23 protein-coding genes are annotated in these 22,613 nt (G+C 75.1%); 15 read left to right on the plus strand and 8 right to left on the minus strand.

Translation table 11 applies throughout. From position 1 onward, the window contains the following. Positions 1–10 precede the first annotated feature (10 nt). Positions 11–982: an aldo/keto reductase gene (locus ACI8AF_RS12530; protein ID WP_456540039.1), complete on the minus strand. Its 972-nt coding sequence runs from the start codon at positions 980–982 to the stop codon at positions 11–13. 46 nt (positions 983–1,028) lie between these two features. Between ACI8AF_RS12530 and ACI8AF_RS12535 the strand changes: the two genes are divergently transcribed. Continuing rightward, a complete protein-coding gene (locus ACI8AF_RS12535; protein ID WP_456540040.1) occupies positions 1,029–1,904 on the plus strand; it encodes a hypothetical protein in 876 nt (291 codons plus the stop codon). Here ACI8AF_RS12535 and ACI8AF_RS12540 read toward each other — a convergent pair. After that, a complete protein-coding gene (locus tag ACI8AF_RS12540; protein WP_456540041.1) occupies positions 1,901–2,962 on the minus strand; it encodes a winged helix DNA-binding domain-containing protein in 1,062 nt (353 codons plus the stop codon). The two genes, ACI8AF_RS12535 and ACI8AF_RS12540, sit on opposite strands and share 4 nt — an antisense overlap. Before the next feature lie 95 nt (positions 2,963–3,057). On the opposite strand from ACI8AF_RS12540, the gene ACI8AF_RS12545 reads away from it, so the two are divergent. From ACI8AF_RS12545 to ACI8AF_RS12575, 7 genes are all read left to right on the plus strand, one after another. Next, positions 3,058–3,801 carry an SDR family NAD(P)-dependent oxidoreductase gene (locus ACI8AF_RS12545; RefSeq protein WP_456540111.1) on the plus strand — a complete coding sequence of 248 codons (744 nt, stop codon included), beginning with the start codon at positions 3,058–3,060 and terminating at the stop codon, positions 3,799–3,801. Positions 3,802–3,814: 13 nt separating this feature from the next. Further along, positions 3,815–4,390 (plus strand): class I SAM-dependent methyltransferase, encoded by a 576-nt coding sequence (locus ACI8AF_RS12550; protein ID WP_456540042.1) that lies wholly within the window; start codon positions 3,815–3,817, stop codon positions 4,388–4,390. Positions 4,391–4,507: 117 nt separating this feature from the next. Then, positions 4,508–4,729, plus strand: a complete 222-nt coding sequence (locus tag ACI8AF_RS12555) for a three-helix bundle dimerization domain-containing protein (protein WP_456540043.1) — start codon at positions 4,508–4,510, stop codon at positions 4,727–4,729. 33 nt (positions 4,730–4,762) lie between these two features. Next, positions 4,763–4,885 (plus strand): hypothetical protein, encoded by a 123-nt coding sequence (locus ACI8AF_RS12560; RefSeq protein WP_456540044.1) that lies wholly within the window; start codon positions 4,763–4,765, stop codon positions 4,883–4,885. Between the two features lie 9 nt (positions 4,886–4,894). Further along, positions 4,895–5,323, plus strand: a complete 429-nt coding sequence (locus ACI8AF_RS12565) for a DUF1801 domain-containing protein (protein WP_456540045.1) — start codon at positions 4,895–4,897, stop codon at positions 5,321–5,323. Between the two features lie 60 nt (positions 5,324–5,383). After that, complete coding sequence (locus ACI8AF_RS12570; protein ID WP_456540046.1) at positions 5,384–7,003, plus strand: ABC-F family ATP-binding cassette domain-containing protein; 1,620 nt, start codon at positions 5,384–5,386, stop codon at positions 7,001–7,003. Positions 7,004–7,034: 31 nt separating this feature from the next. Next, positions 7,035–7,412, plus strand: a complete 378-nt coding sequence (locus ACI8AF_RS12575; protein WP_456540047.1) for a hypothetical protein — start codon at positions 7,035–7,037, stop codon at positions 7,410–7,412. Between the two features lie 69 nt (positions 7,413–7,481). Here the strand turns inward: ACI8AF_RS12575 and ACI8AF_RS12580 are convergent, their stop codons facing one another. After that, positions 7,482–8,714 carry an amino acid deaminase/aldolase gene (locus ACI8AF_RS12580; protein WP_456540048.1) on the minus strand — a complete coding sequence of 411 codons (1,233 nt, stop codon included), beginning with the start codon at positions 8,712–8,714 and terminating at the stop codon, positions 7,482–7,484. Positions 8,715–8,799: 85 nt separating this feature from the next. Here ACI8AF_RS12580 and ACI8AF_RS12585 point away from each other — a divergent pair, with 85 nt between their 5' ends. Further along, complete coding sequence (locus ACI8AF_RS12585) at positions 8,800–10,134, plus strand: D-arabinono-1,4-lactone oxidase (protein WP_456540049.1); 1,335 nt, start codon at positions 8,800–8,802, stop codon at positions 10,132–10,134. Positions 10,135–10,169: 35 nt separating this feature from the next. On the opposite strand, the gene ACI8AF_RS12590 is transcribed toward ACI8AF_RS12585, so the two are convergent. Together ACI8AF_RS12590 and ACI8AF_RS12595 are read right to left on the minus strand one after the other, a co-directional pair. After that, the gene (locus ACI8AF_RS12590) at positions 10,170–11,060 is read right to left on the minus strand and encodes an aldo/keto reductase family oxidoreductase (RefSeq protein WP_456540050.1); all 891 of its coding nucleotides are present in this window, start codon (positions 11,058–11,060) and stop codon (positions 10,170–10,172) included. A gap of 70 nt (positions 11,061–11,130) precedes the next feature. Beyond that, positions 11,131–12,312, minus strand: coding sequence for a zinc-dependent alcohol dehydrogenase (locus ACI8AF_RS12595; protein ID WP_456540051.1), 1,182 nt, complete (start codon positions 12,310–12,312; stop codon positions 11,131–11,133). A 313-nt stretch (positions 12,313–12,625) separates the two neighbouring features. On the opposite strand from ACI8AF_RS12595, the gene ACI8AF_RS12600 reads away from it, so the two are divergent. Next, complete coding sequence (locus ACI8AF_RS12600; RefSeq protein ID WP_456540052.1) at positions 12,626–13,867, plus strand: peptidoglycan DD-metalloendopeptidase family protein; 1,242 nt, start codon at positions 12,626–12,628, stop codon at positions 13,865–13,867. 42 nt (positions 13,868–13,909) lie between these two features. After that, positions 13,910–14,869 (plus strand): cytochrome c oxidase assembly protein, encoded by a 960-nt coding sequence (locus ACI8AF_RS12605; protein ID WP_456540053.1) that lies wholly within the window; start codon positions 13,910–13,912, stop codon positions 14,867–14,869. A gap of 52 nt (positions 14,870–14,921) precedes the next feature. Here ACI8AF_RS12605 and ACI8AF_RS12610 read toward each other — a convergent pair whose 3' ends face one another. Beyond that, positions 14,922–16,466 carry an MFS transporter gene (locus ACI8AF_RS12610; RefSeq protein WP_456540054.1) on the minus strand — a complete coding sequence of 515 codons (1,545 nt, stop codon included), beginning with the start codon at positions 16,464–16,466 and terminating at the stop codon, positions 14,922–14,924. Positions 16,467–16,587: 121 nt separating this feature from the next. Here ACI8AF_RS12610 and ACI8AF_RS12615 point away from each other — a divergent pair, with 121 nt between their 5' ends. Both ACI8AF_RS12615 and ACI8AF_RS12620 read left to right on the plus strand, forming a co-directional pair. Further along, positions 16,588–17,076 carry a metallophosphoesterase family protein gene (locus tag ACI8AF_RS12615; RefSeq protein WP_456540055.1) on the plus strand — a complete coding sequence of 163 codons (489 nt, stop codon included), beginning with the start codon at positions 16,588–16,590 and terminating at the stop codon, positions 17,074–17,076. Position 17,077: 1 nt separating this feature from the next. Further along, positions 17,078–17,929, plus strand: coding sequence for a putative RNA methyltransferase (locus tag ACI8AF_RS12620; RefSeq protein ID WP_456540056.1), 852 nt, complete (start codon positions 17,078–17,080; stop codon positions 17,927–17,929). Here the strand turns inward: ACI8AF_RS12620 and ACI8AF_RS12625 are convergent. Further along, entirely contained in the window at positions 17,907–19,043 is a 1,137-nt protein-coding gene (locus tag ACI8AF_RS12625; RefSeq protein ID WP_456540057.1) for a DNA glycosylase AlkZ-like family protein, read from the minus strand. The two genes, ACI8AF_RS12620 and ACI8AF_RS12625, sit on opposite strands and share 23 nt — an antisense overlap. A 20-nt stretch (positions 19,044–19,063) precedes the next feature. Further along, positions 19,064–19,345 (minus strand): GlsB/YeaQ/YmgE family stress response membrane protein, encoded by a 282-nt coding sequence (locus tag ACI8AF_RS12630; protein WP_456540058.1) that lies wholly within the window; start codon positions 19,343–19,345, stop codon positions 19,064–19,066. A 105-nt stretch (positions 19,346–19,450) separates the two neighbouring features. Between ACI8AF_RS12630 and ctaD the strand changes: the two genes are divergently transcribed. Both ctaD and serB read left to right on the plus strand, forming a co-directional pair. Next, positions 19,451–21,208: an aa3-type cytochrome oxidase subunit I gene (gene ctaD, locus ACI8AF_RS12635; RefSeq protein ID WP_456540059.1), complete on the plus strand. Its 1,758-nt coding sequence runs from the start codon at positions 19,451–19,453 to the stop codon at positions 21,206–21,208. 107 nt (positions 21,209–21,315) lie between these two features. Next, the gene (gene serB, locus ACI8AF_RS12640) at positions 21,316–22,593 is read left to right on the plus strand and encodes a phosphoserine phosphatase SerB (RefSeq protein WP_456540060.1); all 1,278 of its coding nucleotides are present in this window, start codon (positions 21,316–21,318) and stop codon (positions 22,591–22,593) included. Positions 22,594–22,613 lie beyond the last annotated feature (20 nt).

Genomic DNA, 22,613 nt, shown 5'->3' on the forward strand with positions numbered 1-22,613 from the left:
TCGGGGCGGCTCAGAAGCCGGCCGGGGCGTGGGGCGTGTAGGGCTCCTCGAGGCGGGCGATCTCCTCGTCGGTGAGCTGCACGTCCACCGCGGCGACGGCGTCGTCGAGGTGGTGGTCCTTGGTCACCCCGACGATCGGCGCGGTGACGACGGGCTTGGCCAGCACCCAGGCCAGCGCCACCTGGGCGCGGGAGATGCCCCGCTCGCGGGCGATCTCGGCCACCCGCTCGACGATCGCCCGGTCGCTGCGCTCGTCGTAGAGCTTGCTGCCGAAGGCGTCGTTGGCCGACCGGTTCGTCGTCTCGTCCCAGTCGCGGGTGAGCCGGCCGCGGGCCAGCGGGCTCCACGGGATGACGCCGATGCCCTGGTCGGCGCACAGCGGGAGCATCTCCCGCTCCTCCTCGCGGTTGAGCAGGTTGTAGTGGTCCTGCATCGACACGAACCGGTGCCAGCCGTGCTCGCCGGCCAGGTGCAGCGCCTTGCCGAACTGCCACGCCCACATCGACGACGCCCCGAGGTAGCGCACCTTCCCCGAGCGCACGCAGGAGTCCAGCGCCTCGAGGGTCTCCTCGATCGGCGTGCGCGGGTCCCACCGGTGGATCTGGTAGAGGTCGACGTGGTCGGTGCCCAGCCGGCGCAGGCTCTCGTCGAGCTCGCGCAGGATCGCCTTGCGGGAGAGGCCGGCGCCGTTGGGCCCGGGGTGCATCCGGCCGTGCACCTTGGTGGCCAGCACGATGTCGTCGCGGTTCGTGAAGTCGCGGATCGCCCGGCCGGTGATCTCCTCGCTCGACCCGGCCGAGTAGACGTTGGCGGTGTCGAGGAAGTTGACGCCGCCGGCCAGGGCCTTCTCGATGATCCGGCGGCTCTCGTCCTCGGGCAGGCTCCACGGCTGGTTGCCGCGGCCGGGCTCGCCGAAGCTCATCATCCCCAGGCAGATCCGCGAGACCTCGAGACCGGTCGAACCCAGGCGCGTGTACTCCATGCCTCCACCCTGGTCGGTAGCCCGCGCGGATGCCAACGTGAGCGGCATGGACGTCGACCTGACCGCCGCCTCCGCCTTCGTCACCGGCTCCGCCCGCGTGCTCGACCGGCGCCGGTTCGACCTGCTGCTCGGCCGGGGCGACCGGGCCGCCGTCCTCGCCGCGCTGGACGGCTACGCCAACCCCGACGGCGGCTACGGCTGGGGCCTCGAGCCCGACCTGCGGGCCCCGGAGAGCCAGCCGGCCGGCGCCATGCACGCGCTCGAGGTGCTCGCCGAGGCCGCCGATCCCGACGAGCCCCGCGCGTCGGCCCTGCTCTCCTGGCTCGAGCGGACCACCCTGCCCGACGGCGGGCTGCCCTTCGCCCTGCCCGTGCGCGACCCGACCGCCTGCGCACCGTTCTGGGTGGGTGCCGATCCGACGTCCTCGTCGCTGCAGACGACGAGCCAGGTGGCCGCCCAGGCGCACCGGCTCGCCCGCGTGCGGCCCGACGTCGCCGGGTCCGACTGGCTGAGGACGGCGACCGGCCACTGCACCGCCGTGATCCGCGGGCTGCGGGACGCCCCGCACGCCTACGAGCTGCTGTTCGCGGTCCGCTTCGCCGACGCCGTCCCCGAGCCCGACGACCTGATCGAGCGGCTGCGCCGGTTCGTGCCCGAGGACGGCGTCGTGCCGGTGGCCGGCGGCTCGCCGGGCGAGGCGCTGCACCCGCTGGACCTCAGCCCCGAGCCCGACGCCCCCTCCCGCCGCCTGTTCGCGGCCGGCGTGGTGGACGCCGACCTGGGCCGGCTGGCCGCGGCGCAGCAGCCCGACGGCGGCTGGCCGGTGGACTTCGCCTCGTACTCGCCGGCGGCCACGGTGGAGTGGCGCGGCTACGCGACGGTCGCCGCCGTGGCCGTGCTCCGGGGCAACGGCGTCGTCTAGGGCAGCAGCGCCGCCCGGGCCTCGACCGCCGCCCGGACGTCGTCGGCGAACTCCTCGAACGGCTCGGCGGCCAGCGACCGCTTCGCACCCCTGCCGTTCCACCGCCAGGTGCCCACGATCCGGCCGTCGGCGACGACGGTCGGGCGGAACACGCCGTTGCCGCCGGGCACGATCCGGTCGGCGTGCTCGGCGGCGAGCACCGCGCTGCGGTCGCCGTAGCCGAGCACGTACTCGTCGAAGCCGGGCAGCAGGAAGACACCGCCGGCCTCGGCGCGGGCCTCGGCGAGCCGGTCGGGCGTGGCCGGGTCGAGCAGGTGCTCGGTGCCCCCGACGTCGAGCGCGGCCAGCTGCGGGCGGACGTCGGCCAGCCCGGCCCGGGCGTCGGTGACGGTGATGCCGGCCCAGCGGGCGAGGTCGGCGACGGTGGCCGGGCCGTGGCCGCGGAAGAAGCGCAGCGCGAGCTCGGCGCGCGCCTCCTCCCGGTCCAGCCGGCGCGGTGCGGTGATCCACTCGTCGGCGAGGACGAACAGCTGCTCGCCGCCGTCGGTCGGGCCGAGGACCAGCGTGCCGGTCTGCGCGAGGTACCAGAGCAGGTGGTAGCCGCGCTGGCCGGTGGTCGCGACCCCGCCCCCGTCGAGCGCGGCCAGCAGCCCGGCCCGGGCGAGCCGGCCGCCGCCGCGCAGCGCGGCCACCGCCAGGTCGCGGGCGCGCTCGGTGTCGGCCTCGGTGAGGCCCAGGCCCGCCCGGCGCTTGGCCGCGCCCGCCAGCACCCGCGGCCCGCAGAGCTCGAGCAGCCAGCCGAGGTCCTCGGCGGCGACCAGGTGCAGCGTGCTGCGCATCGGCCACGACCGGACCACCTCGCCGGAGTCGAGGGCCGCCTCGACCGCCGCCCGGTCGCCGGCCTTCGTGCGCAGCGCGACCGAGGTGAGGGCGCCGGGGAAGTCCTGCGCCTGGACGGCGGTGAGCCACCGGACGGTCTCGGCCGCGGTGGGCAGCGGCGGACCGGCGATGCGCTGGGCGGCCAGCCGCAGCAGCGCGACCTCGTGCGGCGTCGTCATGCCGGCACTCTGGCAGGCGTGGCCGACGGATCTGGCGCGAATTCTCGCGCCGGGTTCGTTTGGGCGCGCACGCGTGGGTAGACCTTCGACCCGTGATGCGTCTCGCCGGCCGCCGTGTCGTCGTCACGGGGGGAGCCCGGGGCGTCGGCGCTGCCATCGTCCGCACCTTCGCCGCCGAGGGGGCGCGGATCGCCGTCCTCGACCGTCGGCGCGACGAGGCCGCCGCCCTCGCCGCGGCGGTGGGCGGGCGCTCCTGGGAGGTCGACCTCGCCGACGTCGCCGCCGCGCGGGAGGCGATGGAGAAGGCGATCGCCTGGCTGGGCGGGGTGGACGTGCTGGTCAACAACGCCGGCATCCTGCGCTCCGGTGCGCTGCTGGACCTGGAGCCGCAGGAGTGGGACGAGGTCTTCGCCGTCAACACCCGGGCGACGCTGGTGACCACCCAGATGGCGGCGCGGGCGATGATCGCCTTCCGGTCCCCGGCCGACGACTGCGCCGGGAAGATCGTCAACGTGGCCGGCCCCGGGGCGACCTCCGGCGGCGGCGGGCAGGCGCACTACGCGGCGTCCAAGGCCGCCGTCGTCGCGCTCACCCGGGCCGCGGCGCAGGAGCTGGGCCCGCACGGCATCACGGTCAACTGCGTCTGCCCCGGCTACGTCCGCACCGACATGGGCGGCGCCGACCGCACGGTGCCGGGGGTGGCCGCCTGGGCTGCGCTCTCGCCGCTGGGCCGCCTCGCCGAGCCGGAGGACGTCGCCCGGGCGGCGCTGTTCCTGGCCACCAGCGACTCCGACTACCTGACCGGTGACGCGCTCAACGTGACCGGCGGCATGCGCTGACACACTCCGCGGCATGCGCGCCGCGGAGTGGGACCAGAGGTACGCCGAGCGCCAGCAGTGGTCGGCCGGGCCGAACGCGCTGGTGGCATCGCTGCTCGAGGACCTGCCGCCCGGGGACGCCGTCGACCTGGCGGCGGGGGAGGGGCGGCACGCGCTCTGGCTGGCCGCCCGCGGCTGGCGGGTCACCGCCGTCGACTTCTCCGCGGTCGGACTGGACCGGGGGAGGGCGCAGCCGGGCAGCGACCGCGTGACCTGGGTCGAGGACGACGTCCTCGCCTGGACGGCGCCGGCGTCGTCGCTCGACCTGGTCCTCGTGGCCTACCTGCACCTGCCCGAGCCGGACACCGTCGCGGTGCTCACCCGGGCGGTCGGGTGGCTGCGCCCCGGCGGCCGGCTGCTCGTGCTCGGCCACGACGTGGCCAACCTGGCCGACGGCGTCGGCGGGCCGCAGGAGCCGGCGATCCTGCACAGCGTCGAGCGGCTGGCACCGGTGGCCGCGCTGCTCGACGTCGACCGGCTGGAGCAGGTCCGCCGTCCGACACCCGAGGGCGACGCGCTCGACACGCTGCTGTGGGCACGACGCGGCTGACCTGGGCGTTGGACCTAGGTCCCTGGCGCACCCCGCGTCCCATCGGTCACAGTCTCCGCGATCCGGAACGGGGCCGGACAGCACGACCCCCGACCCTCTCGCCGCGAAGGACAGCCCATGACCCTGGTCGTCCCTCCCGCCAGCGACCCCTCCGCCGACAGCTCGGTCGCGTCCGCCGTCTCGCGGCTGGCCGAGGAGTTCAGCGATCGGCTGCGGCCGCAGCTGATCGTGCGGGTGGTGCGGGACTGCCGGCGCGACCTCGGGGGATCGCCGGTGGGTGCGATGCCGGAGCTGGTGGAGCGGCTGGCGCGCATCCGGCTGCAGGAGTCGATCGCCTGACGGTCGTCGTCCCCGCGCGCTAGCGTGCCGCCCGTGATGGGGATGGGCGGTGCCGGCGGCCGGGACGCCGAACGCCGCCGGCGGCTGGTCGCCGCGGTGCTCGTGCTGGCGCTGGTCCTCGGCGTGGCCGCCGTCCTGATCTCGACGGTGACGTAGGTGGGGTCGATGGCCGACGACGACATCGAGGACTGGTTCTCCGCAGCGGGGCCGCGCGAGGAGGAGCTGCGCCGGGTCGACGAGCTGGTGATGGCCGCCGCGCCGGGCATCGACCGGCAGCTGTTCCCGGTCGGCGCGCAGCGGATGCTGGCGTACGGGCTCATGCCGTACAGGCCGAAGTCCGCCCAGGAGGCCACGCCCTGGCCGCTGATCGCGCTGGCGGCCCAGAAGCGGCACCTGTCGCTCTACGTCTGCGCGGTCGTGCAGGGCACCTACCTCGCCGAGTCGCGCGCCGAGCAGCTGGGCAGGGTCTCCTGCGGCAAGAGCTGCATCCGCTTCACCTCGCTCGACCAGGTGGACACCGGCGCGCTCACCGCCGTCCTCCGCGACGCCGTCGCCGCCACGAAGGCCGGCGACAACGACTACTACGCGGCCTGAGGTCGGCGTACGCGGCCCCGGCCGCCGGAAACCGGTTGCCCGCGCCGGGAGGATGACCGGGTGGGTTCGGTCGACGTCTCCGGTGTGCGGCACACCCTGCCCGACGGGCGGGTCCTGCTCGACGACGTCTCGTTCCGGGTGGGGGACGGCGTCCGCGCCGCCCTCGTCGGCGAGAACGGGGCGGGCAAGACGACGCTGCTGCGGCTCATCAGCGGCGACCTGGCCGCCCAGGCCGGCACCGTGGTGCGCAGCGGCGGGCTCGGGGTGATGCGGCAGTTCATCGGCTCGGTCCGCGACGACACGACGGTGCAGCGGTTCCTCGTCGACCTGTCGCCGCCGGCCGTCCGGGAGGCGTGGGACGCGGTCGAGGCCGCCGAGCTGGCCCTCATGGAGACCGACGACGAGCCCGCGCAGCTGGCCTACGCGCACGCGCTGGGCCAGTGGGGCGACGTCGGCGGCTACGAGGCCGAGATCACCTGGGACACCGTCACCGTGGCCGCGCTCGGCGTCCCGTACGAGCGGTGCAGGTACCGCGAGCTGTCCACCCTGTCGGGCGGCGAGCAGAAGCGTCTCGCGCTCGAGGCGCTGCTGCGCGGGCCCGACCAGGTGCTGCTGCTCGACGAGCCCGACAACTACCTCGACGTCCCGGGCAAGCGGTGGCTGGAGGAGCGGCTGCTCGAGACCCGCAAGACGGTGCTGTTCGTCAGCCACGACCGCGAGCTGCTGGCCCGCGTCGCCGACCGGGTGGTCACCGTCGAGGGCGGGACGGCGTGGGTGCACGGCGGCGGGTTCGCCGGCTACGCCGAGGCCCGGACGGCCCGGCACGAGCGGATGGCCGAGCTGCGCCGGCGCTGGGAGGAGGAGCACCAGCGGCTGGTCGACCTGGTGCGCACCCTGCAGCAGCAGGCCAAGAACTCCGAGGCGATGGCCGCCCGCTACGCCGCCGCGCAGACCCGCCTGGCCAAGTTCGAGGCCGCCGGACCGCCGCCGGACCGACCGCCGGAGCAGAAGGTGGCGATGCGGCTGCGCGGCGGGCGCACCGGCGTGCGGGCGGTGATCGCCGAGCAGCTGGAGCTCACCGGGCTCATGCGGCCGTTCGACCTGGAGGTCTGGTACGGCGACCGGGTCGGCGTGCTCGGCGGGAACGGGGCCGGCAAGTCGCACTTCCTGCGGCTGCTCGCCGGGCAGGACGTCGCGCACACGGGTGACTGGCGGCTCGGCGCCCGCGTCGTCCCTGGCCACTTCGCGCAGACCCACGCCCATCCCGACTGGCTGGACCGCACGCCGGTCGACCTGCTCTGGCACGGCGAGCCCGGCCGGCCGGGCGTCGACCGCGGCCGGGCGATGGCGGTGCTGCGCCGGTACGGGCTGGCCGAGCAGGGCGACCAGCTCTTCCGGACGCTGTCGGGCGGCCAGCAGGCCCGGTTCCAGATCCTGCTGCTCGAGCTCTCCGGCGCCACGCTGCTGCTGCTCGACGAGCCCACCGACAACCTCGACGTCCTCTCCGCCGAGGCGCTGGAGGAGGCGCTCGCCGCCTTCGACGGCACGGTGCTCGCCGTGACGCACGACCGGTGGTTCGCCCGCTCCTTCGACCGGTTCCTCGTGTTCGGCGCCGACGGCCGGGTGTACGAGTCCGCCGAGCCGGTCTTCGACGAGACGCGGGTCCAGCGCGCCCGTTGAACGTCAGGCCGTCCTGACGGACACTGGCGCCATGCCGGATGTCGAGGAGCTGGAGGGCCGGTTCACGCTCGCCGCGGCGGTGGGCCGGTTCGACGAGCTGCGGCTGCGGGACTCGCTGGGCGACCCGCCGCTGAGCCACGACGAGGCGCTGGAGCTGCTGGCCCTCGGCGAGGTCATCGCCCGCAAGGCCGGCTACGGGCGCCAGCTCACCGTGCGCACCGCCCGGGCCCGCGGCGCCTCGTGGGCGGCGATCGGCACGGCACTGGGGACGACGCGGCAGTCGGCCTGGGAGGCGCACCGGCGCTGGATCGACCAGCAGGCCGCCCGGCACGGCGCCGTCGGCGAGATCGGCTTCGGCGACGAGGACGCCGCCGCCGCGCGGGACCTGGCCGGCGACCGGCCGCGTTGATCATCGGCAGGTGGCTGGGCGACGCGCCGAGCGGGCCGACCACCTGCCGATGATCAACGGGGGAGGGGGTCAGCCGAAGGCCTTGCCCTCGCCCCGGTAGGTCGGGACGACGTCGACGACGGCGTCCCCGGAGACCAGGTGCAGCTCGTCGACGTGCTCGCACAGCTCGCCGGCCTTGGCGTGCCGGAACCAGACGCGGTCGCCGATCCGCAGCGCGTCGGCCGCCGCGCCGCGCAACGGCGTCTGCACCTCGCCGGCGCCCTCCGCCGGCAGCAGCCGCAGCCCCCGGGGGTGGGTGGGGATCGGCACGCGGTCCCCACCGACCGGGCCCGAGGCGATCCAGCCGCCGCCCGCGACGGTGACCACGCCGGGCGCCGGGCGGCGCGTCACCGGCAGCGCGAACAGCGCGGCGGGCCGGCCGCGGAAGGCGCGGTAGGCGTCGAACAGCCCGGGGGAGTACAGCCCGGAGCCCGCGGCGAGCTCGGTGACGGCGTCCTCGGCCGAGGTCCGCTCGAGGCTGCCGGTGCCGCCGCCGTTGACGAACTCCAGGTCGGCCACGGTCCGCACGGCGGCGACCGCCGCGGCCCGCCGCGCGGCCAGCTCGCGCCGCGAGAGCTGCTGCATGCCGCGCACCGCGATCCCGCGCAGCGGCCGCCCGGCCGGCGCGTCGCCCACCCCGGCGATCTGGGCCTCGTAGGCCATGACGCCGACCAGCGCGAACCCCGGCCGGTCGGCCACCGCGCGCGCCACCGCCAGGGCGTCGTCGGGCGTGTGCACCGGCGAGCGGCGGGCGCCGACGTGCACCCGGCCCCCGGCGGTCCGCCACGAGGCGTCCAGGTCCAGGCAGACCCGCAGCGCCGGCCGCCCCGCGGCAGGGACGACGGAGTCGACCAGGTCGAGGTGCTCGACCGAGTCGACCATCAGCGCGACCCGCGCGGCGGCCCGCTCGTCGGCGGCCAGCCGGAGCAGCGCGCCGCGGTCGGCCGTGGGGTACCCGACGACGACGTCCCCGCTGACCGGGTCGTCCCCGCCGGCGAGCCAGAGCGCCTCGCGCAGCGCGTAGGCCAGGATCCCGGCGTAGCCGGGCCGGGCCAGCACCCGCCGCAGGACGGCCCGGCTGCGCACCGACTTGCTGGCCACCCGCACCGGCTTGCCGCCGGCCCGCCGGGAGAGGTCGCCGGCGTTGGCGTCCAGCGCGTCGAGGTCGACGACGGCGAACGGCGGGTCGAGATCGGCGGTCGCCCGGTCCAGCCGCCGTCGTGCCTCCGCCGGTTCCGCGGCCGGACGCGTCATGGTGACCATGACGCCGCAGCGTGCTGGCCGCGGCACGTGGGGTCAACAGGCAGGTCATTGACCTCGCGACACCGCCGTGCTGGAGTGCGGCGCCGTGGACGGAGACGAGCCGGTGGGCAGCAGCGGGCGGACGCGGTGGCGCAACTGGGCGGGCAACCAGTCGGCGACCGTCGACGTCGTCCACCCCGGCTCGGCCGACGAGGTCGCCGCCGTCCTCACCCGGGCCGCCGCCGAGGGTCGCCGGGTGCGGCCGATCGGCAGCGGGCACTCCTTCACCGGCATCGGCCGGCCCGAGGACGTGCAGCTGGTGGCCGACCGGCTGGTCGGCATCCACGACGTGACCGAGTCGGGCCTGGTGACGGTCGGTGCCGGGACGCCGCTGCACCGGCTCAACGCCGAGCTGGCCCGCCGCGGGTGGGCGCTGACCAACCTCGGCGACATCGACCGGCAGACGATCGCCGGCGCGCTGTCCACCGGGACCCACGGCACCGGCGCCGGCTTCGGGGGGCTCGCCACGCAGGTGCGCGGCGTGGAGCTGGTGACGCCCGCGGGGGAGGTGCTGCGCTGCGACGCCGGCCACGACGCCGACGTGTTCTCCGCCGCCCGGGTGAGCCTGGGCGCGCTCGGCGTCGTCACCGCGGTCACCCTGCAGGCGGTGCCGGCGTTCGCCCTGCGCGCGGTGGAGGGCCCCGGCACGCTGACCCGGGCGCTGGCCGAGTTCGACGAGCTCGTGACGTCGACCGACCACGTCGAGTTCTACTGGTTCCCGCACACCGACGCAGTCCTGCTCAAGTGCAACACCCGGGTGCCGATCGAGGAGGTCGACCCGCTGCCGCGCTGGCGGGCGGTCTGGGACGACGAGGTGCTCTCCAACGTCGCCTTCGCCGGCGTGGTCGCCGCCGGCAAGCGCGTGCCCGCCCTGGTGCCGCAGCTGGCCCGGATGTCGGCCAAGGCGCTCGGCCCGCGCACGTGGACCGACCACGCGCACCGGGTCTTCGTCAGCCGCCGCCGGGTGCGCTTCCTCGAGATGGAGTACGCGGTGCCCCGGGAGGCCGCGCCGGCGGTGCTCGGCGAGCTGCGGCGGGCGCACGAGGCCAGCGACTGGCGCGAGGCGTTCCCCGTGGAGGTGCGGGTGGCGGCCGCCGACGACATCCCGCTGTCCACCGCCTCCGGCCGCGACAGCGCCTACGTCGCCGCGCACGTGCCCGCCGGCACCGACCCCGGCCGCTGGTTCGAGACCCTCGAGCGCATCGCCGGCGAGGTCGGCGGCCGCCCGCACTGGGGCAAGCTGCACGGCCTCGACGCTGCCGTGCTCCGCGAGCGCTACCCGCGGTTCGACGAGTTCACCGCGGTGCGCGACCGCCTCGACCCGACCGGGGTGCTGGCCAACGGGTACCTGGACCGGGTGCTCGGCCCGGTCCGTGGCTGAGGGGGCCACGAGGTGCTCAGTCCCGATGAAGCACCTCAGAGGGCGACGTCGGGCTCCCCGGTGCCGCCGATGCGGTCCAGCTCCTGCAGCTCCACCGGGCCGAGCACCCGCGCCGCGGCCCGCAGGTTCTCCTCGAGGTGCGCGACCGACCGCGTGCCCGGGATGAGCAGGATGTTGGGGGAGCGGGCGAGCAGCCAGGCCAGCGCCACCTGCATCGGCGTCGTCTCCAGCCGGCGCGCGACCGTCTCCAGCGCCGCCGACTGCAGGGGGCTGAAGCCGCCCAGCGGGAAGTAGGGCACGAACGCGATGCCCTCGCGCGCCAGCGCGTCGACCAGCGGGTCGTCGGCCCGGTGGACCAGGTTGTAGTGGTTCTGCACGCACACGACCGGCGCGATCCCCTGCGCCTCGGCGAGCATCTGCGGGGTCACGTTGCTGACGCCGAGGTGCTTGACCAGCCCCTGCTGCTGCAGCTCGGCGAGGGTCTCGAACGGCTCGGCCAGCGACCGCTGCACCGGCGCGGAGAAGCCCGGCATGCGCAGGTTCACCACGTCGAGCGCGTCGACGCCGAGGTGGTCGAGGTTGTCGTGCACCGCCGTCCGCAGCTCGTCGGGGGAGAGGGCCTCCGGCCAGGCACCGTCCGGCGTCCGGCGCGCGCCGACCTTGGTGGCGATCGTCAGGTCGTCCGGGTACGGGTGCAGCGCCTCACGGATGACCTCGTTGGTCACGTGCGGGCCGTAGTAGTCGCTGGTGTCGATGTGGTCGACGCCCAGCTCCACGGCGCGGCGCAGGACGGCGATCGCGCCGTCGCGGTCGTCCGGCGGCCCCATCACGTGCGGCCCGGCCAGCTGCATCGCGCCGTAGCCCGTCCGGTGCACCGTGCGGTCTCCGAGGGTGAACTGGCCCGACTGCTCCGCGGTGGTCGTCATGCCCGGCTCCTGCCCCGGCCCGGACCGGTCATGCGCCCGGGCCGGGAAGACCCGGCCCGGGCGCCCGCCGTCACGGCTTGAGCAGGACCTTGACCGCGCCGTCCTTCTTCTCGCGGAAGTTGGCGTAGGCCCGCGGCGCCTCCTCCAGCGGCACGTGGTGCGTGGCGAACTCCTCGACGCCGAGGAAGTCCTCGGCCTCGACCAGCGGCAGGATGTCGGGCACCCAGCGCCACACGTTGGCCTGGCCCATGCGCAGCTGGATCTGCTTGTCGAACATGCGCATGAGCGGCAGCGGGTCGGTGGCACCGCCGTAGACCCCCGACAGCGAGATCGTGCCGCCGCGCCGGACGGCCTCGATCGCGGTGTTCAGGGCGGCGAGCCGGTCGACGCCGGCCACCTGCATGACCTTCTCCATCACCGCGTCGGGGACGATCGCCGTCGCCTTCTGCGCGATGGTGGCCAGCGGTGAGCCGTGCGCCTCCATGCCGACGGCGTCGATCACGGCGTCCGGCCCGCGGCCGTCGGTGGCGTCCCGGACGGCGGCGACGACCTCGTCCTTCTTCGTCGTCTCGATGGTCGACACGCCCCGGGCCCGCGCTCGCGCCAGCCGCTCGGGGACGTCGTCCACGCCGAAGACCTGCGCGGCACCCAGGTGCTGGGCGATGCGGGCGGACATGTCGCCGATGGGCCCCAGGCCGAGCACCATCACGCTGCCGCCCTGGGGGATGCCGGCGTACTGCACGGCCTGCCATGCGGTGGGCAGCACGTCGGAGAGGTAGACGAACCGGTCGTCCGGCGGGCCGTCGGGCACCTTGATCGGCAGCGTGTTGCCGAAGGGCACCCGCAGGTACTCGGCCTGCCCGCCGGGCACCTGCCCGTAGAGCTTCGTGTAGCCGAACAGGGAGGCGCCGAAGCCCTTCTCCCGGTTCTGGGTCGTCTCGCACTGCGACTGCAGGCCCTGCGAGCACATCCAGCAGGTGCCGCAGGAGATGTTGAACGGGACGACGACGCGGTCGCCGGGTGTGACCGCGGTGACCTCCGCCCCGACCTCGCGGACCACGCCCATCGGCTCGTGGCCCATCACGTCGCCGACGGTCATGAAGGGCGCCATGACCTCGATGAGGTGCAGGTCGGACCCGCAGATGCCGCTCGAGGTGATCTCCACGATCACGTCGGTCGGCTCCTGGATCGTCGGGTCCGGGACGGTGTCCACCCGGACGTCGGCACGGCCGTGCCACGTCACTGCGCGCATGTAAGGACTTCTCCCTCGATCGGGCCGCGGATCGGCCTCCGAAGGCCTCTCCTGCCCCTTCGTGACGCTCGTCGCCCGTTTCACTGGCGGAGCACGGCGTGTCGCTCACGCTCCGCAAACATTGCTCTACTCAGCGCTGAACGACATCGGTGAGGCTTTGTGACCCAGCTCATGATTTGAGGCCCTATTCCCAGCCGCGCAGGTCACGAACAGGTCACGACGTGTTTACATGGCTCTCGCCCGCCTCCGCCGGCTGGGCGCACGCCCTCCTTCCCGGGGCGAACGAACTTGTCCGCCGACGGAAGTCAGGTGCATGTCCTCGCACGACCACGACCGCCTCCCCGACGAGGGCTCGGCGCCCCGCACGCGCGCCGGAACCTCCCTCGCCCCAGCCGGAGGGACGCGGTCCCGGCGGCGGCCGGCCGCCTCGGCCGGGGAGAAGGCCTCGAAGGCTGCCCCCGCGCCGCGCCAGGGAGACGCGCAGAAGCCCCGGAGCACCCGCCCCGGCTCGACCTCCACCGCCACGAAGGCGACGGCTGCGAAGCCCGCCCCCGCGCCGAGGAAGGCGAAGGCCCCGACGGCCGAGCCGGCGGCGACCGGGACCACGGCCGCCGAGAAGTCCACCGCGCCCACCGCCGAGGCCGCGCCGAGGCCGCGCCCGCGCCCCACGCCGCGTCCGCGTCCGGCCGCCGAGGCGAGCGCCGAGCCGACCCCGGAGCCGACCCCCGAGGTCGCCGTCGAGCCCGCTGACGTCATCGAGCCCGCCGACCTCGTCGAGGAGCCCGCGACCGGCGAGGAGGACGGCGACGGCACCCCTGCCCGCCACCTCGCCCGCCGGCCGTGGCGCGGCCGGCTGCTGCGCCGCCGTCCCGCCCTCTGCGCGGCCGCCACCCTGGTGGGCGCGCTGGGCGTCGTCGCCGTCTACGCCGGCCCGGCGGCGCAGGCCGACCCGGCCGAGGAGCCCAGCCACTCGATGAGCGTGGCCGCCGAGCTCGGCATCTCCTCGGAGACGCTCGCCGCGCCCGACGCGCACGACACCGACCGCCTCGCCGAGCTCGCGGCCAGCCGTGCCACCCGCGAGGCCCAGCAGACGCAGGCCATCGCGGCGCAGGCCGAGGCCGACCGGCTGGCCGCCGAGGCCATCGCCGAGGCCAACCGGCCCAAGGCGGTGCTGCCGGTCAACGGCGCCCGGCTCACCAGCGGCTTCGGCTTCCGCTGGGGCACCCTGCACGCCGGCATCGACCTCGCCGCGCCCATGCTGACCCCGGAGTACGCGGCCATGGACGGCGTCGTGCTCGAGGCCGGCCCGGCCTCCGGCTACGGCAACGCGGTCTACATCCAGCACGAGAACGGCGACGTCACCGTCTACGGGCACATGGAGGAGATCCTCGTGCAGCCCGGCCAGGTGGTGAAGGCCGGCGACACCATCGCCCTGCTCGGCAACCGCGGTCAGTCCACCGGCCCGCACCTGCACTTCGAGGTGCACGTCGGCGGTCTCGACGGGGAGAAGGTCGACCCGATCCCGTGGCTGCGGGAGCGCGGCGTCCAGATCTAGGCACGCCCCCGGACCGCCCCGCCGAGGTGGGAGACTGAGCCGGTGGAGCACGACCACTCGGGCATGTGGATGCCCGACCAGCCACCGACGTGGGGCCGGATGTTCGTGCCGCACCTCGACGGCTGGTCGATCGTCGCCGTCCTGAGCCTGGTGGCGCTGCTGGCCTACCTGGTGGGCGTCGTCCGGCTGCGCCGCTCCAGGGTCGCCTGGCCGTGGTGGCGGACGGCGTCGTTCGTCGCCGGGGCGGTCTCGCTGTTCGCCGTCACCGGGACCTGGCTGTCCGGCTACGGCATGGTGCTGTTCAGCATCCACATGGTGCAGCACATGGTGCTGACGATGATCTCGCCGCTGCTGCTGCTCTGCGGCTCCCCGGTGACGCTGGCGCTGCGGGCGCTGCCGCGGGGCAGGGGCGCGGCCGGGGCGCCGCGCGCGCTGCTGCTCGAGGCGCTGCACAGCCGGGTGGCCCGGATCCTCTCGCACCCGTTCTTCACGCTGCCGCTGTTCCTGGGCAGCCTCTACGGCGTCTACTTCACGCCCGTCTTCGACGACCTGATGGCCGATCCGCTGGGCCACCAGTTCATGCTGGCCCACTTCCTGGTCACCGGGCTGCTGTTCTTCGGGCCGATCCTGGGCCAGGACCCGTGGCCGCGGACCCTCGGCCACGCCGGGCGGATCCTCGAGCTGGTCGTCCCCGTGCCGTTCCACGCCTTCTTCGGGGTGGCGATCATGATGGCCGGGTCGCTCGTCGTGGAGGCGTTCGCCCGGCCGCCGGCGTCGTGGGGCGTCGACCCGCTCGCCGACCAGGGCACCGCCGGCAGCATCGCGTGGGCCTTCTCCGAGCTGCCCACCGTGCTCGTGCTGGCCGTCGTCTTCTTCTCCTGGGCCGGCTCGGAGGAGCGCCGCGGCCGCCGCGACGACCGCCAGGCGAAGCGGGACGACGACGCCGAGCTCGAGGCGTACAACGCCCACCTGCGGGCCCTCGCCGCGCAGAACCGCCCTTGAACGCACGACCGCCCGCGCCCCGAGCGGGACGCGGGCGGTCGGCGTGCGCTGCCTACCCGGCGTGCACGAGGGCGTCGCCCTCGGCGGGCAGGTCCTCCTTGGTGGCCTTGATCAGCACGGCGGAGACCAGCGCGCCCACGAGGAGCAGGCCGGCGGCCCAGGTGAAGGCCGTCGTGTAGCCCTCGACCTGCGCGGTGAGGTTGATCGCCTGCGCCACGGCCGGGTCCTCCGGGTTCGTACCGGACGCCGCGGCCCGTGCCGCCTGGTCGGCGAACGACGCGGTGATGGCCGACACCGACAGGGTGGCCAGCAGCGCGGTGCCGATCGAGGCGCCGACCTGCTGGACCGCCTGCAGCACCGCGCTGGCGGCGCCGGCGTCGTGCGTGCCCACGCCGATGAGGGCGAGGTTGGCCAGCGGCACGAAGGTGAAGCCCAGGCCGAGACCGAGCAGCAGCTGGCCGGGGAAGGCCAGGCCCCAGAACCCGCTGTCGACGTCGAGGAACGACAGCAGGAACAGCCCGCTCGAGGCGATCACGCCACCGGCGACCATCAGCGGCTTCGGCCCGATCCTGGGCACGAGGCCGCTGGCGAGGCCGGCGGAGATCAGCACGCCCAGGGTGGACGGCAGCGAGGCGAAGCCGGCCTCGACCGGCTCGTAGCCGAGCACCTGCTGGAAGTAGAGGCTCAGGAAGAAGAACGCCCCGATGAGCCCCGCGCCGACCAGCGTGGAGGTGAGGTACGCGCCACCGCGGTTGCGGTCGAGGACCAGCCGCATCGGCAGCAGCGGGTTGCGCACCCGCAGCTCGACGACGACGAACAGCGCCACCAGGAGCACGCCGACGCCGATGAAGAACAGCGCCCAGGGCTCGGACCACCCCGTCTCGCTGCTGCCCGCCGCGGCGTTCTCCTGCGAGGCCTCGGCCACGCGGGTGAACCCGTAGACGAACGAGGTGAGGCCGAGGGTCACCAGCACGGCCCCCGGGATGTCGTAGCTGGTCTCGCCGGGCGCCTTGCTCTCCGGCACGAACGGGATCGCCGCGGCGATCGCGATCACCGCGACCGGCACGTTGACCCAGAAGCACCAGCGCCAGTCGACGTACTCGGTGAGGACGCCGCCGAGCAGCAGACCGACCGCGGAACCGCCGCCGGCGATCGCGCCGTACACCCCGAACGCCTTGGCGCGCTCCTTGGCGTCGGTGAACAGCACGGTCAGCAGCGCGAGCGACGCCGGGCCGAGCAGCGCGCCGAAGGCACCCTGCAGGGCGCGCGCGGCGAACAGCAGGGCCTCGTTGGTCGCGATGCCGCCGAGGGCGGAGGCGAGCGCGAAGCCACCCGCACCCACCAGGTAGGTGCGCTTGCGGCCCCAGAAGTCGGCGATCCGGCCGCCGAGCAGCAGGAAGCCACCGAAGGTGAGGGTGTAGGCGGTGACGATCCACTGCTGCGTCGCCGCGCTGATGTCGAGGTCGGTGGAGACCGCCGGCAGCGCGATGTTCACGATCGTGGCGTCGAGGATGATCATCAGCACGGTCACGGCGATGACCGCGAGGGCGAGCCACCGCCGGGGGTAGGGCTCGTCCGCGCCGGGGGGTGTGGTCACGGGTACGGGGTCGGTCACGTCTCTTCCTTCGTCGTCTCGGCCTTCGTCGTCTCGGCGGTGGCCGGGGAGCCGATCGGGGAAGGTATCGGCCTGCGACCATCTCGTCGTGCCTGTTTCGCTGGTGTTGACCGCAGATACGCACATCCCGAAGCGGTCGCGTGACCTACCTCATTCCTTGTGGGCCGCGATCGACGCCGCGGACGTCGTCGTGCACGCCGGCGACTGGGTGGACGTCGCCCTCCTCGACGAGCTCGAGGCGCGCTCCCGGCGGCTGCTCGGGGTGCACGGCAACAACGACCACGGCCCCCTGCGCGAGCGGTTGCCCGAGGTGGCGCGGGCCGAGGTCGAGGGGGTCCGCCTCGCGGTGGTGCACGAGACCGGCGACAAGAAGGGCCGCGAGGAGCGGTGCGCCGCGCGGTTCCCCGACACCGACGTCCTGGTCTTCGGGCACAGCCACATCCCGTGGGACACCACCGCCGGCACCGGCCTGCGGCTGATCAACCCCGGTTCGCCCACCGACCGCCGGCGGCAGCCGCACGGCACCTTCGTCACCGCGGTCGCGTCCGACGGCGGCCTGCACGACGTCACGTTCCACCCGGTGCCGCGCTGAGGTGTCCGCGCGACCGACGCTGCCGGGACGCTCGGTCTCGCTGCTGGCCTGCCCCGTCTGCGGCACCGGCTTCTCCGCGACGCCCGACGGGCTGCGCTGCGCCGCGGGACACGCGTTCGACCGGGCGCGGCAGGGGCACCTGACGCTGCTGCCGCCGGGGCACCGCCCGCCGTCGGGTGACTCGGCCGCGATGGTCGCCGACCGGGTCGCCTTCCTGGACTCGGGCGCCTACGCCGGCGTGACCGCGGCGCTGACCGCCGCCGTCCTCGCCGACGGCGTCCCCGGCTCCCTGCTCGACCTCGGCGGGGGTACCGGCCACCACCTGGCCGCCGTCCTCGACCGGGTGCCCGACGCCGCCGGGGTGGTCCTCGACTCCTCCCCGTACGCCGCCCGGCGGGCGGCCCGGGCGCACCCGCGGGCGATGGCCGTCGTCGCCGACACGTGGGCGCGGCTGCCGGTGCGCGACGCCGTGCTGGACCGGGTGCTCGTCGTCTTCGCGCCGCGCAACGGCCCGGAGACCGCGCGGGTGCTGCGGCCGGGCGGGCGGCTGGTCGTGGTCACCCCGGCGGCCGACCACCTCGCCGAGCTGGTGGCGCCGCTCGGCCTGCTGCGCGTCGACCCCGACAAGGGCGCGCGGACGGCGGCCTCGCTCGAGCCGCACCTGCGGCCGGTGCGCGCGGCCGCGCACCGCGAGCAGCTGTCGCTCGGCCGGGACGCCGTGGCGACGCTGGTCGGCATGGGCCCGCACGCCCGCCACCTCGCCCCGGAGCAGCTGGCGGTGGCCGTGGCCCGGCTGCCCGAGCCGGTGCGGGTGACCGTCGCGGTCGACGTCACGACCTGGGCGCCGGCCTGACCTCTACCCCGGTCAGCTCCGCCCCGCGCAGCGCCGCCACCTCGGCCAGCCCGGCGGTGACGCGCCGTTCGTGCGCGGGCCGCCAGTCGCAGAGCGGCAGGAGCGCCACCTCCAGGCCGCGTCCCTTCTTGCGCGCCCGCCACGCGCAGGACACCACGCCGTCCACCACCGCCACGCCCGGGTTCGCGACCATCCGCCAGACCTCCCCGTGCAGGTGGCGGTCCGGCACCAGCGCGGTGCGGTCGGGCCCCTCCAGCGCGCTGTCGTAGGGCGGCAGCAGCCGGACGCCGTCGGCCGGCTCGGCCGCGAGGAGGGCGTCGAGGTCGGCCGCGGGCACCCAGGCGCGGCGGCCGTCGACCGCCACCTCGGCGAGCTCGGGTGCCGAGGCCCACCGCTGCCGGGCCTCCGCGGCGCCGACGGCGAGCCAGGCGGCGAGCTCGGCGGGCGTGGTGGGGGAGAAGGCGCGCAGGAACCAGGCCAGCAGGGCCGTGGCCGCCGCCTGCGGGTCGCGGTCGGGCGGCTCGGCCAGCCGCTGCTCGGGCAGCACGAACGCGCCGTCGTCCCCGCGGACCCAGCCGACCGCCAGCGCGACCATGCCGAACAACCCGACGTCGACGTGCACGGCGTCGCACGGGCGGCAGAACGCCCAGGCCGAGGCGGGCAGCCCGCGGGTCACCGCCCGGGAGAGCTCGGCCTGCGTCCGCGGCCCGTCGGCCAGCGCGGCGCGGGCCGCGGCGGTCCCGTCGCGCAGCAGCGCGCCGGGATCGGCGCCCGTCGCCGCCCCGCGGCGGCGCAGCCGGTCGGCCAGCGCCTCGTCGTCCGGGGGCAGCGCACCCACGGTGAGGGCGGCGTGGTCGCGCGGGTCGACGACCCGGGCGCCGCGGGCGGTGGGTCCCTCCACCCAGCGGCGCCCGGCCAGGGCGTCGTCCAGGTCGCCCCGCCTCACCCCCTCGGCCCGCGCGTGCCAGCCGACGAGGGCGGAGTCGGGCCCCCCGGTGCGCAGCCCGGCCGGCCGGACCGCCTCGGCCCGGCGCCCGGCGGGCAGCCGCTCGGCCAGGCCGTGGCCGGCCAGCCGCCACGCCAGCACCTGCGCGCGACCGACCCGGGGTGCCATGGCCGGATCGTGCCGCGCGGTCAGCGACGGCGCGACCGGCGGCGACCGCCGGGGACGAGCGCGACCCACAGCACGAGGACGACGACGGCACCGGCGATCGAGGCCCACCAGCCGCCCACGTCGACGCGCGGCTCCTCGCCGCGCAGCAGCGCGGCGAGGAGGTTGCCCACCACCGAGCCGACCAGCCCGAGCAGCAGCGTGGCGAGGACGCCGAAGTTCTGCCTGCCGGGGACGACGGCGCGGGCCACCAGGCCGGCCACGAAGCCGATCGCGAGGACCAGGGCCAGGCCGGCGAGGGTCACGGCGGGGGACGCTACCGCCGTCGGGCGTAACGACCCGGTCGCGATCACGGCGTGCCGCAGGGCGTCGGCGAGCGCCGTCGGGGGCACCGTTTAAGCTCCGAAGTCGTGACGATCGCACCGGCGCCCATCGTGAGCCGGCCCAGCCCGGTTCACGTGGCCCAGAAGGGGTCGCGGCTCTCGAACCTGCTGCGGACCACGGACCACAAGACCATCGGCCTGATGTACCTGACCACGTCGTTCGTGTGGTTCCTGGTCGGCGGGTTGATGGCACTGCTCATGCGCGGCGAGCTCGCCAGGCCGGGTCTGCAGTTCCTGTCGCCGGAGCAGTACAACCAGCTGTTCACCATGCACGGCACGGTGATGCTGCTGTTCTTCGCCACCCCGCTGTTCTTCGCGTTCGCGAACCTGATCATGCCGCTGCAGATCGGCGCGCCGGACGTGGCGTTCCCGCGGCTGAACGCGTTCTCGTACTGGCTGTTCCTGTTCGGCAGCATGACCGCGGTCTCGGGCTTCCTGACCCCGGGCGGCGCCGCGGACTTCGGCTGGACGGCCTACACGCCGCTCTCCGACGTCGTGAACTCCCCGGGCGCCGGCGCCAACCTGTGGATCGCCGGCCTGGCCGTCTCCGGCCTGGGCACGATCCTCGGCGGCGTCAACTTCGTGGCGACGATCGTCTGCCTGCGCGCGCCCGGCATGACCATGTTCCGGATGCCGATCTTCACCTGGAACACGCTGGTCACCAGCATCCTGGTGCTGCTGGCGTTCCCGATCCTCACCGCGGCGCTGTTCGGCCTGCTGGCCGACCGCAACCTCGGCGCGCTCATCTACTCCGATGAGAACGGCGGCCCGATGCTGTACCAGCACCTGTTCTGGTACTTCGGCCACCCCGAGGTCTACATCATCGCGCTGCCGTTCTTCGGCATCATCACCGAGGTCATCCCGGTCTTCAGCCGCAAGCCGCTGTTCGGCTACAAGGGCATGGTCTTCGCGACGCTGTCCATCGCGTTCCTTTCGCTGGCCGTGTGGGCGCACCACATGTTCGCCACCGGCGCGGTGCTGCTGCCGTTCTTCAGCTTCCTGACCTACCTGATCGCCGTCCCGACCGGCATCAAGTTCGTCAACTGGATCGGCACCATGTGGAAGGGCCAGCTGACCTTCGAGTCGCCGATGCTGTGGTCGATCGGCTTCCTGGTGACCTTCCTCCTGGGCGGCCTCACCGGCGTGCTGCTGGCCTCGCCGCCGCTGGACTGGCACCTCTCCGACAGCTACTTCGTGGTGGCCCACTTCCACTACGTCGTCTTCGGCACCGTCGTGTTCGCCGCCTACGCGGGCATCTACTTCTGGTTCCCGAAGATGTGCGGCCGCATGATGGACGAGCGGCTCGGCAAGATCCACTTCTGGCTGACGTTCGTGGGCTTCCACGGCACGTTCCTCGTGCAGCACTGGCTGGGCAACGAGGGCATGCCGCGCCGCTACGTCGACTACCTGCCCACCGACACCTTCACCACGCTGAACACGATCTCGACGATCTTCAGCTTCGTGCTGGGCGCCTCGGCGATCCCGTTCGTCTACAACGTGATCCGCTCCTGGAAGTACGGGCAGCTGGCGCTGCGCGACGACCCCTGGGGCCACGGAAACTCGCTGGAGTGGGCGACGTCCTCGCCGCCGCCGCGGCACAACTTCCTCGAGATCCCGCGCATCCGCGGCATCCGCCCGGCGTTCGAGGCGCACTACCCGCACCTCATCGACCGGCTGGAGGCCGAGGCGCACATGGGCAAGCGGCACCAGCCGTACGCCGGGGTCAGCGAGGTCGGCCTGACCGAGGGCGAGCGCGCGGGCTCCAAGGACCCCGACCCCAGCTGAGCGCAGCAGCTCCCCGCGACGCCCCGTCGGCCACCCGGCCGGCGGGGCGTCGTGCGTCCGCCGGGCCGGTGCCCGGGCCGCCGGGCGCGGTGCGGCACGATGACGACGTGTCGTTGCACCCCGCCGATCCGGGCCCCCGCGCGCTGCTGACCGTCACCGGGGTCGACCGGCCCGGGGTGACCGCCCGCCTGTTCGGCGCGCTGGCCGGCTCGGGGAACGGGGTGGCCCCGCTGGAGGTGCTCGACGTCGAGCAGGTCGTCGTCCACGGCCAGCTCGTGCTCGGCGTCGTCGTCGGCGCGCTGCCGGCGGAGGGCGCGGGGCCGGAGGGGGAGGACGCGCTGCTGGCGCGGCTGGTCCGGCTGGCCGGCGAGGTCTCCGGCGCCACCGGCGTCCAGGTGCGCGTGGAGCCGGCGTCCGGGCCCGAGCCGGAGCGGCCGGGCCGCCCGCACCACGTGATCGTCCTCGGCCGGCCGGTGCCACCCGGCGCGGTCGCGGGTGCCGCGCAGGCGATCGCGGCCATCGGCGGCAACATCGACGCGATCCGGCGGCTGTCGGACTACCCGGTCACCAGCTTCGAGCTGACCGTCTCCGGCGCCGACTCCACCGCCCTGCGCACGGAGCTGGCCTCGGTCGCGGCGGCCACCGGCGCCGACATCGCCGTCGAGCAGGCCGGCCTGGCCCGGCGCAGCAAGCGGCTGATCGTGCTCGACGTCGACTCCACGCTGGTGCGCGGCGAGGTGATCGACGAGCTGGCCGCCCGCGCCGGCCGGGCCGCGGAGGTCGCCCGCATCACCGCGGCGGCGATGAACGGCGAGCTGGACTTCGCCGAGTCGCTGCGCAAGCGGGTGGCTGCGCTCGCCGGGCTGCCGGTCGAGGTGCTCGACGAGGTCCGCGAGGCGCTGGTGCTCACCCCGGGCGCCCGCACGCTGATCCGCACCCTCAAGCGGCTGGGCTTCCGCTGCGGCGTCGTCAGCGGCGGGTTCACCCAGATCACCGACCCGCTCGCCGAGGAGCTCGGCCTGGACTTCGCCGCGGCCAACACCCTCGAGGTCGCCGACGGCCGGCTCACCGGCGGCCTCGTCGGCGAGATCGTCGACCGGCCGGGCAAGGCCAAGGCGCTGCAGCGGTTCGCCGACGAGCACGGCATCCCGCTCGAGCAGACGGTCGCCGTCGGCGACGGCGCCAACGACCTCGACATGCTCAACGCCGCGGGCCTCGGCATCGCGTTCAACGCCAAGCCGGTCGTGCGCGAGCAGGCGCACGCCGCGCTCAACCTGCCCTACCTCGACGCCGTCCTGCAGGTCCTCGGTTTCACCAGGGACGAGGTGCTCGACGCCGTCCCCCTCGACGATCATGGCGTCCCGACCACCGCGAGGCGCTCCTGAGCGGTCGCGGCGCCATGATC

The organism is Blastococcus sp. SYSU D00669 (assembly GCF_054050715.1).

What these genes read in the sequence shown, in the direction of transcription:
- ACI8AF_RS12555 (WP_456540043.1), top strand. Translation starts at nt 4,508, where the DNA reads ATGACCCTGGTCGTCCCTCCCGCCAGCGACCCCTCCGCCGACAGCTCG.
- ACI8AF_RS12580 (WP_456540048.1), bottom strand. Translation starts at nt 8,714, where the DNA reads ATGGTCACCATGACGCGTCCGGCCGCGGAACCGGCGGAGGCACGACGG.
- ACI8AF_RS12565 (WP_456540045.1), top strand. Translation starts at nt 4,895, where the DNA reads ATGGCCGACGACGACATCGAGGACTGGTTCTCCGCAGCGGGGCCGCGC.
- ACI8AF_RS12595 (WP_456540051.1), bottom strand. Translation starts at nt 12,312, where the DNA reads ATGCGCGCAGTGACGTGGCACGGCCGTGCCGACGTCCGGGTGGACACC.
- ACI8AF_RS12540 (WP_456540041.1), bottom strand. Translation starts at nt 2,962, where the DNA reads ATGACGACGCCGCACGAGGTCGCGCTGCTGCGGCTGGCCGCCCAGCGC.
- ACI8AF_RS12530 (WP_456540039.1), bottom strand. Translation starts at nt 982, where the DNA reads ATGGAGTACACGCGCCTGGGTTCGACCGGTCTCGAGGTCTCGCGGATC.
- ACI8AF_RS12545 (WP_456540111.1), top strand. Translation starts at nt 3,058, where the DNA reads ATGCGTCTCGCCGGCCGCCGTGTCGTCGTCACGGGGGGAGCCCGGGGC.
- ACI8AF_RS12575 (WP_456540047.1), top strand. Translation starts at nt 7,035, where the DNA reads ATGCCGGATGTCGAGGAGCTGGAGGGCCGGTTCACGCTCGCCGCGGCG.
- ACI8AF_RS12550 (WP_456540042.1), top strand. Translation starts at nt 3,815, where the DNA reads ATGCGCGCCGCGGAGTGGGACCAGAGGTACGCCGAGCGCCAGCAGTGG.
- ACI8AF_RS12590 (WP_456540050.1), bottom strand. Translation starts at nt 11,060, where the DNA reads ATGACGACCACCGCGGAGCAGTCGGGCCAGTTCACCCTCGGAGACCGC.
- ACI8AF_RS12535 (WP_456540040.1), top strand. Translation starts at nt 1,029, where the DNA reads ATGGACGTCGACCTGACCGCCGCCTCCGCCTTCGTCACCGGCTCCGCC.
- ACI8AF_RS12600 (WP_456540052.1), top strand. Translation starts at nt 12,626, where the DNA reads ATGTCCTCGCACGACCACGACCGCCTCCCCGACGAGGGCTCGGCGCCC.
- ACI8AF_RS12625 (WP_456540057.1), bottom strand. Translation starts at nt 19,043, where the DNA reads ATGGCACCCCGGGTCGGTCGCGCGCAGGTGCTGGCGTGGCGGCTGGCC.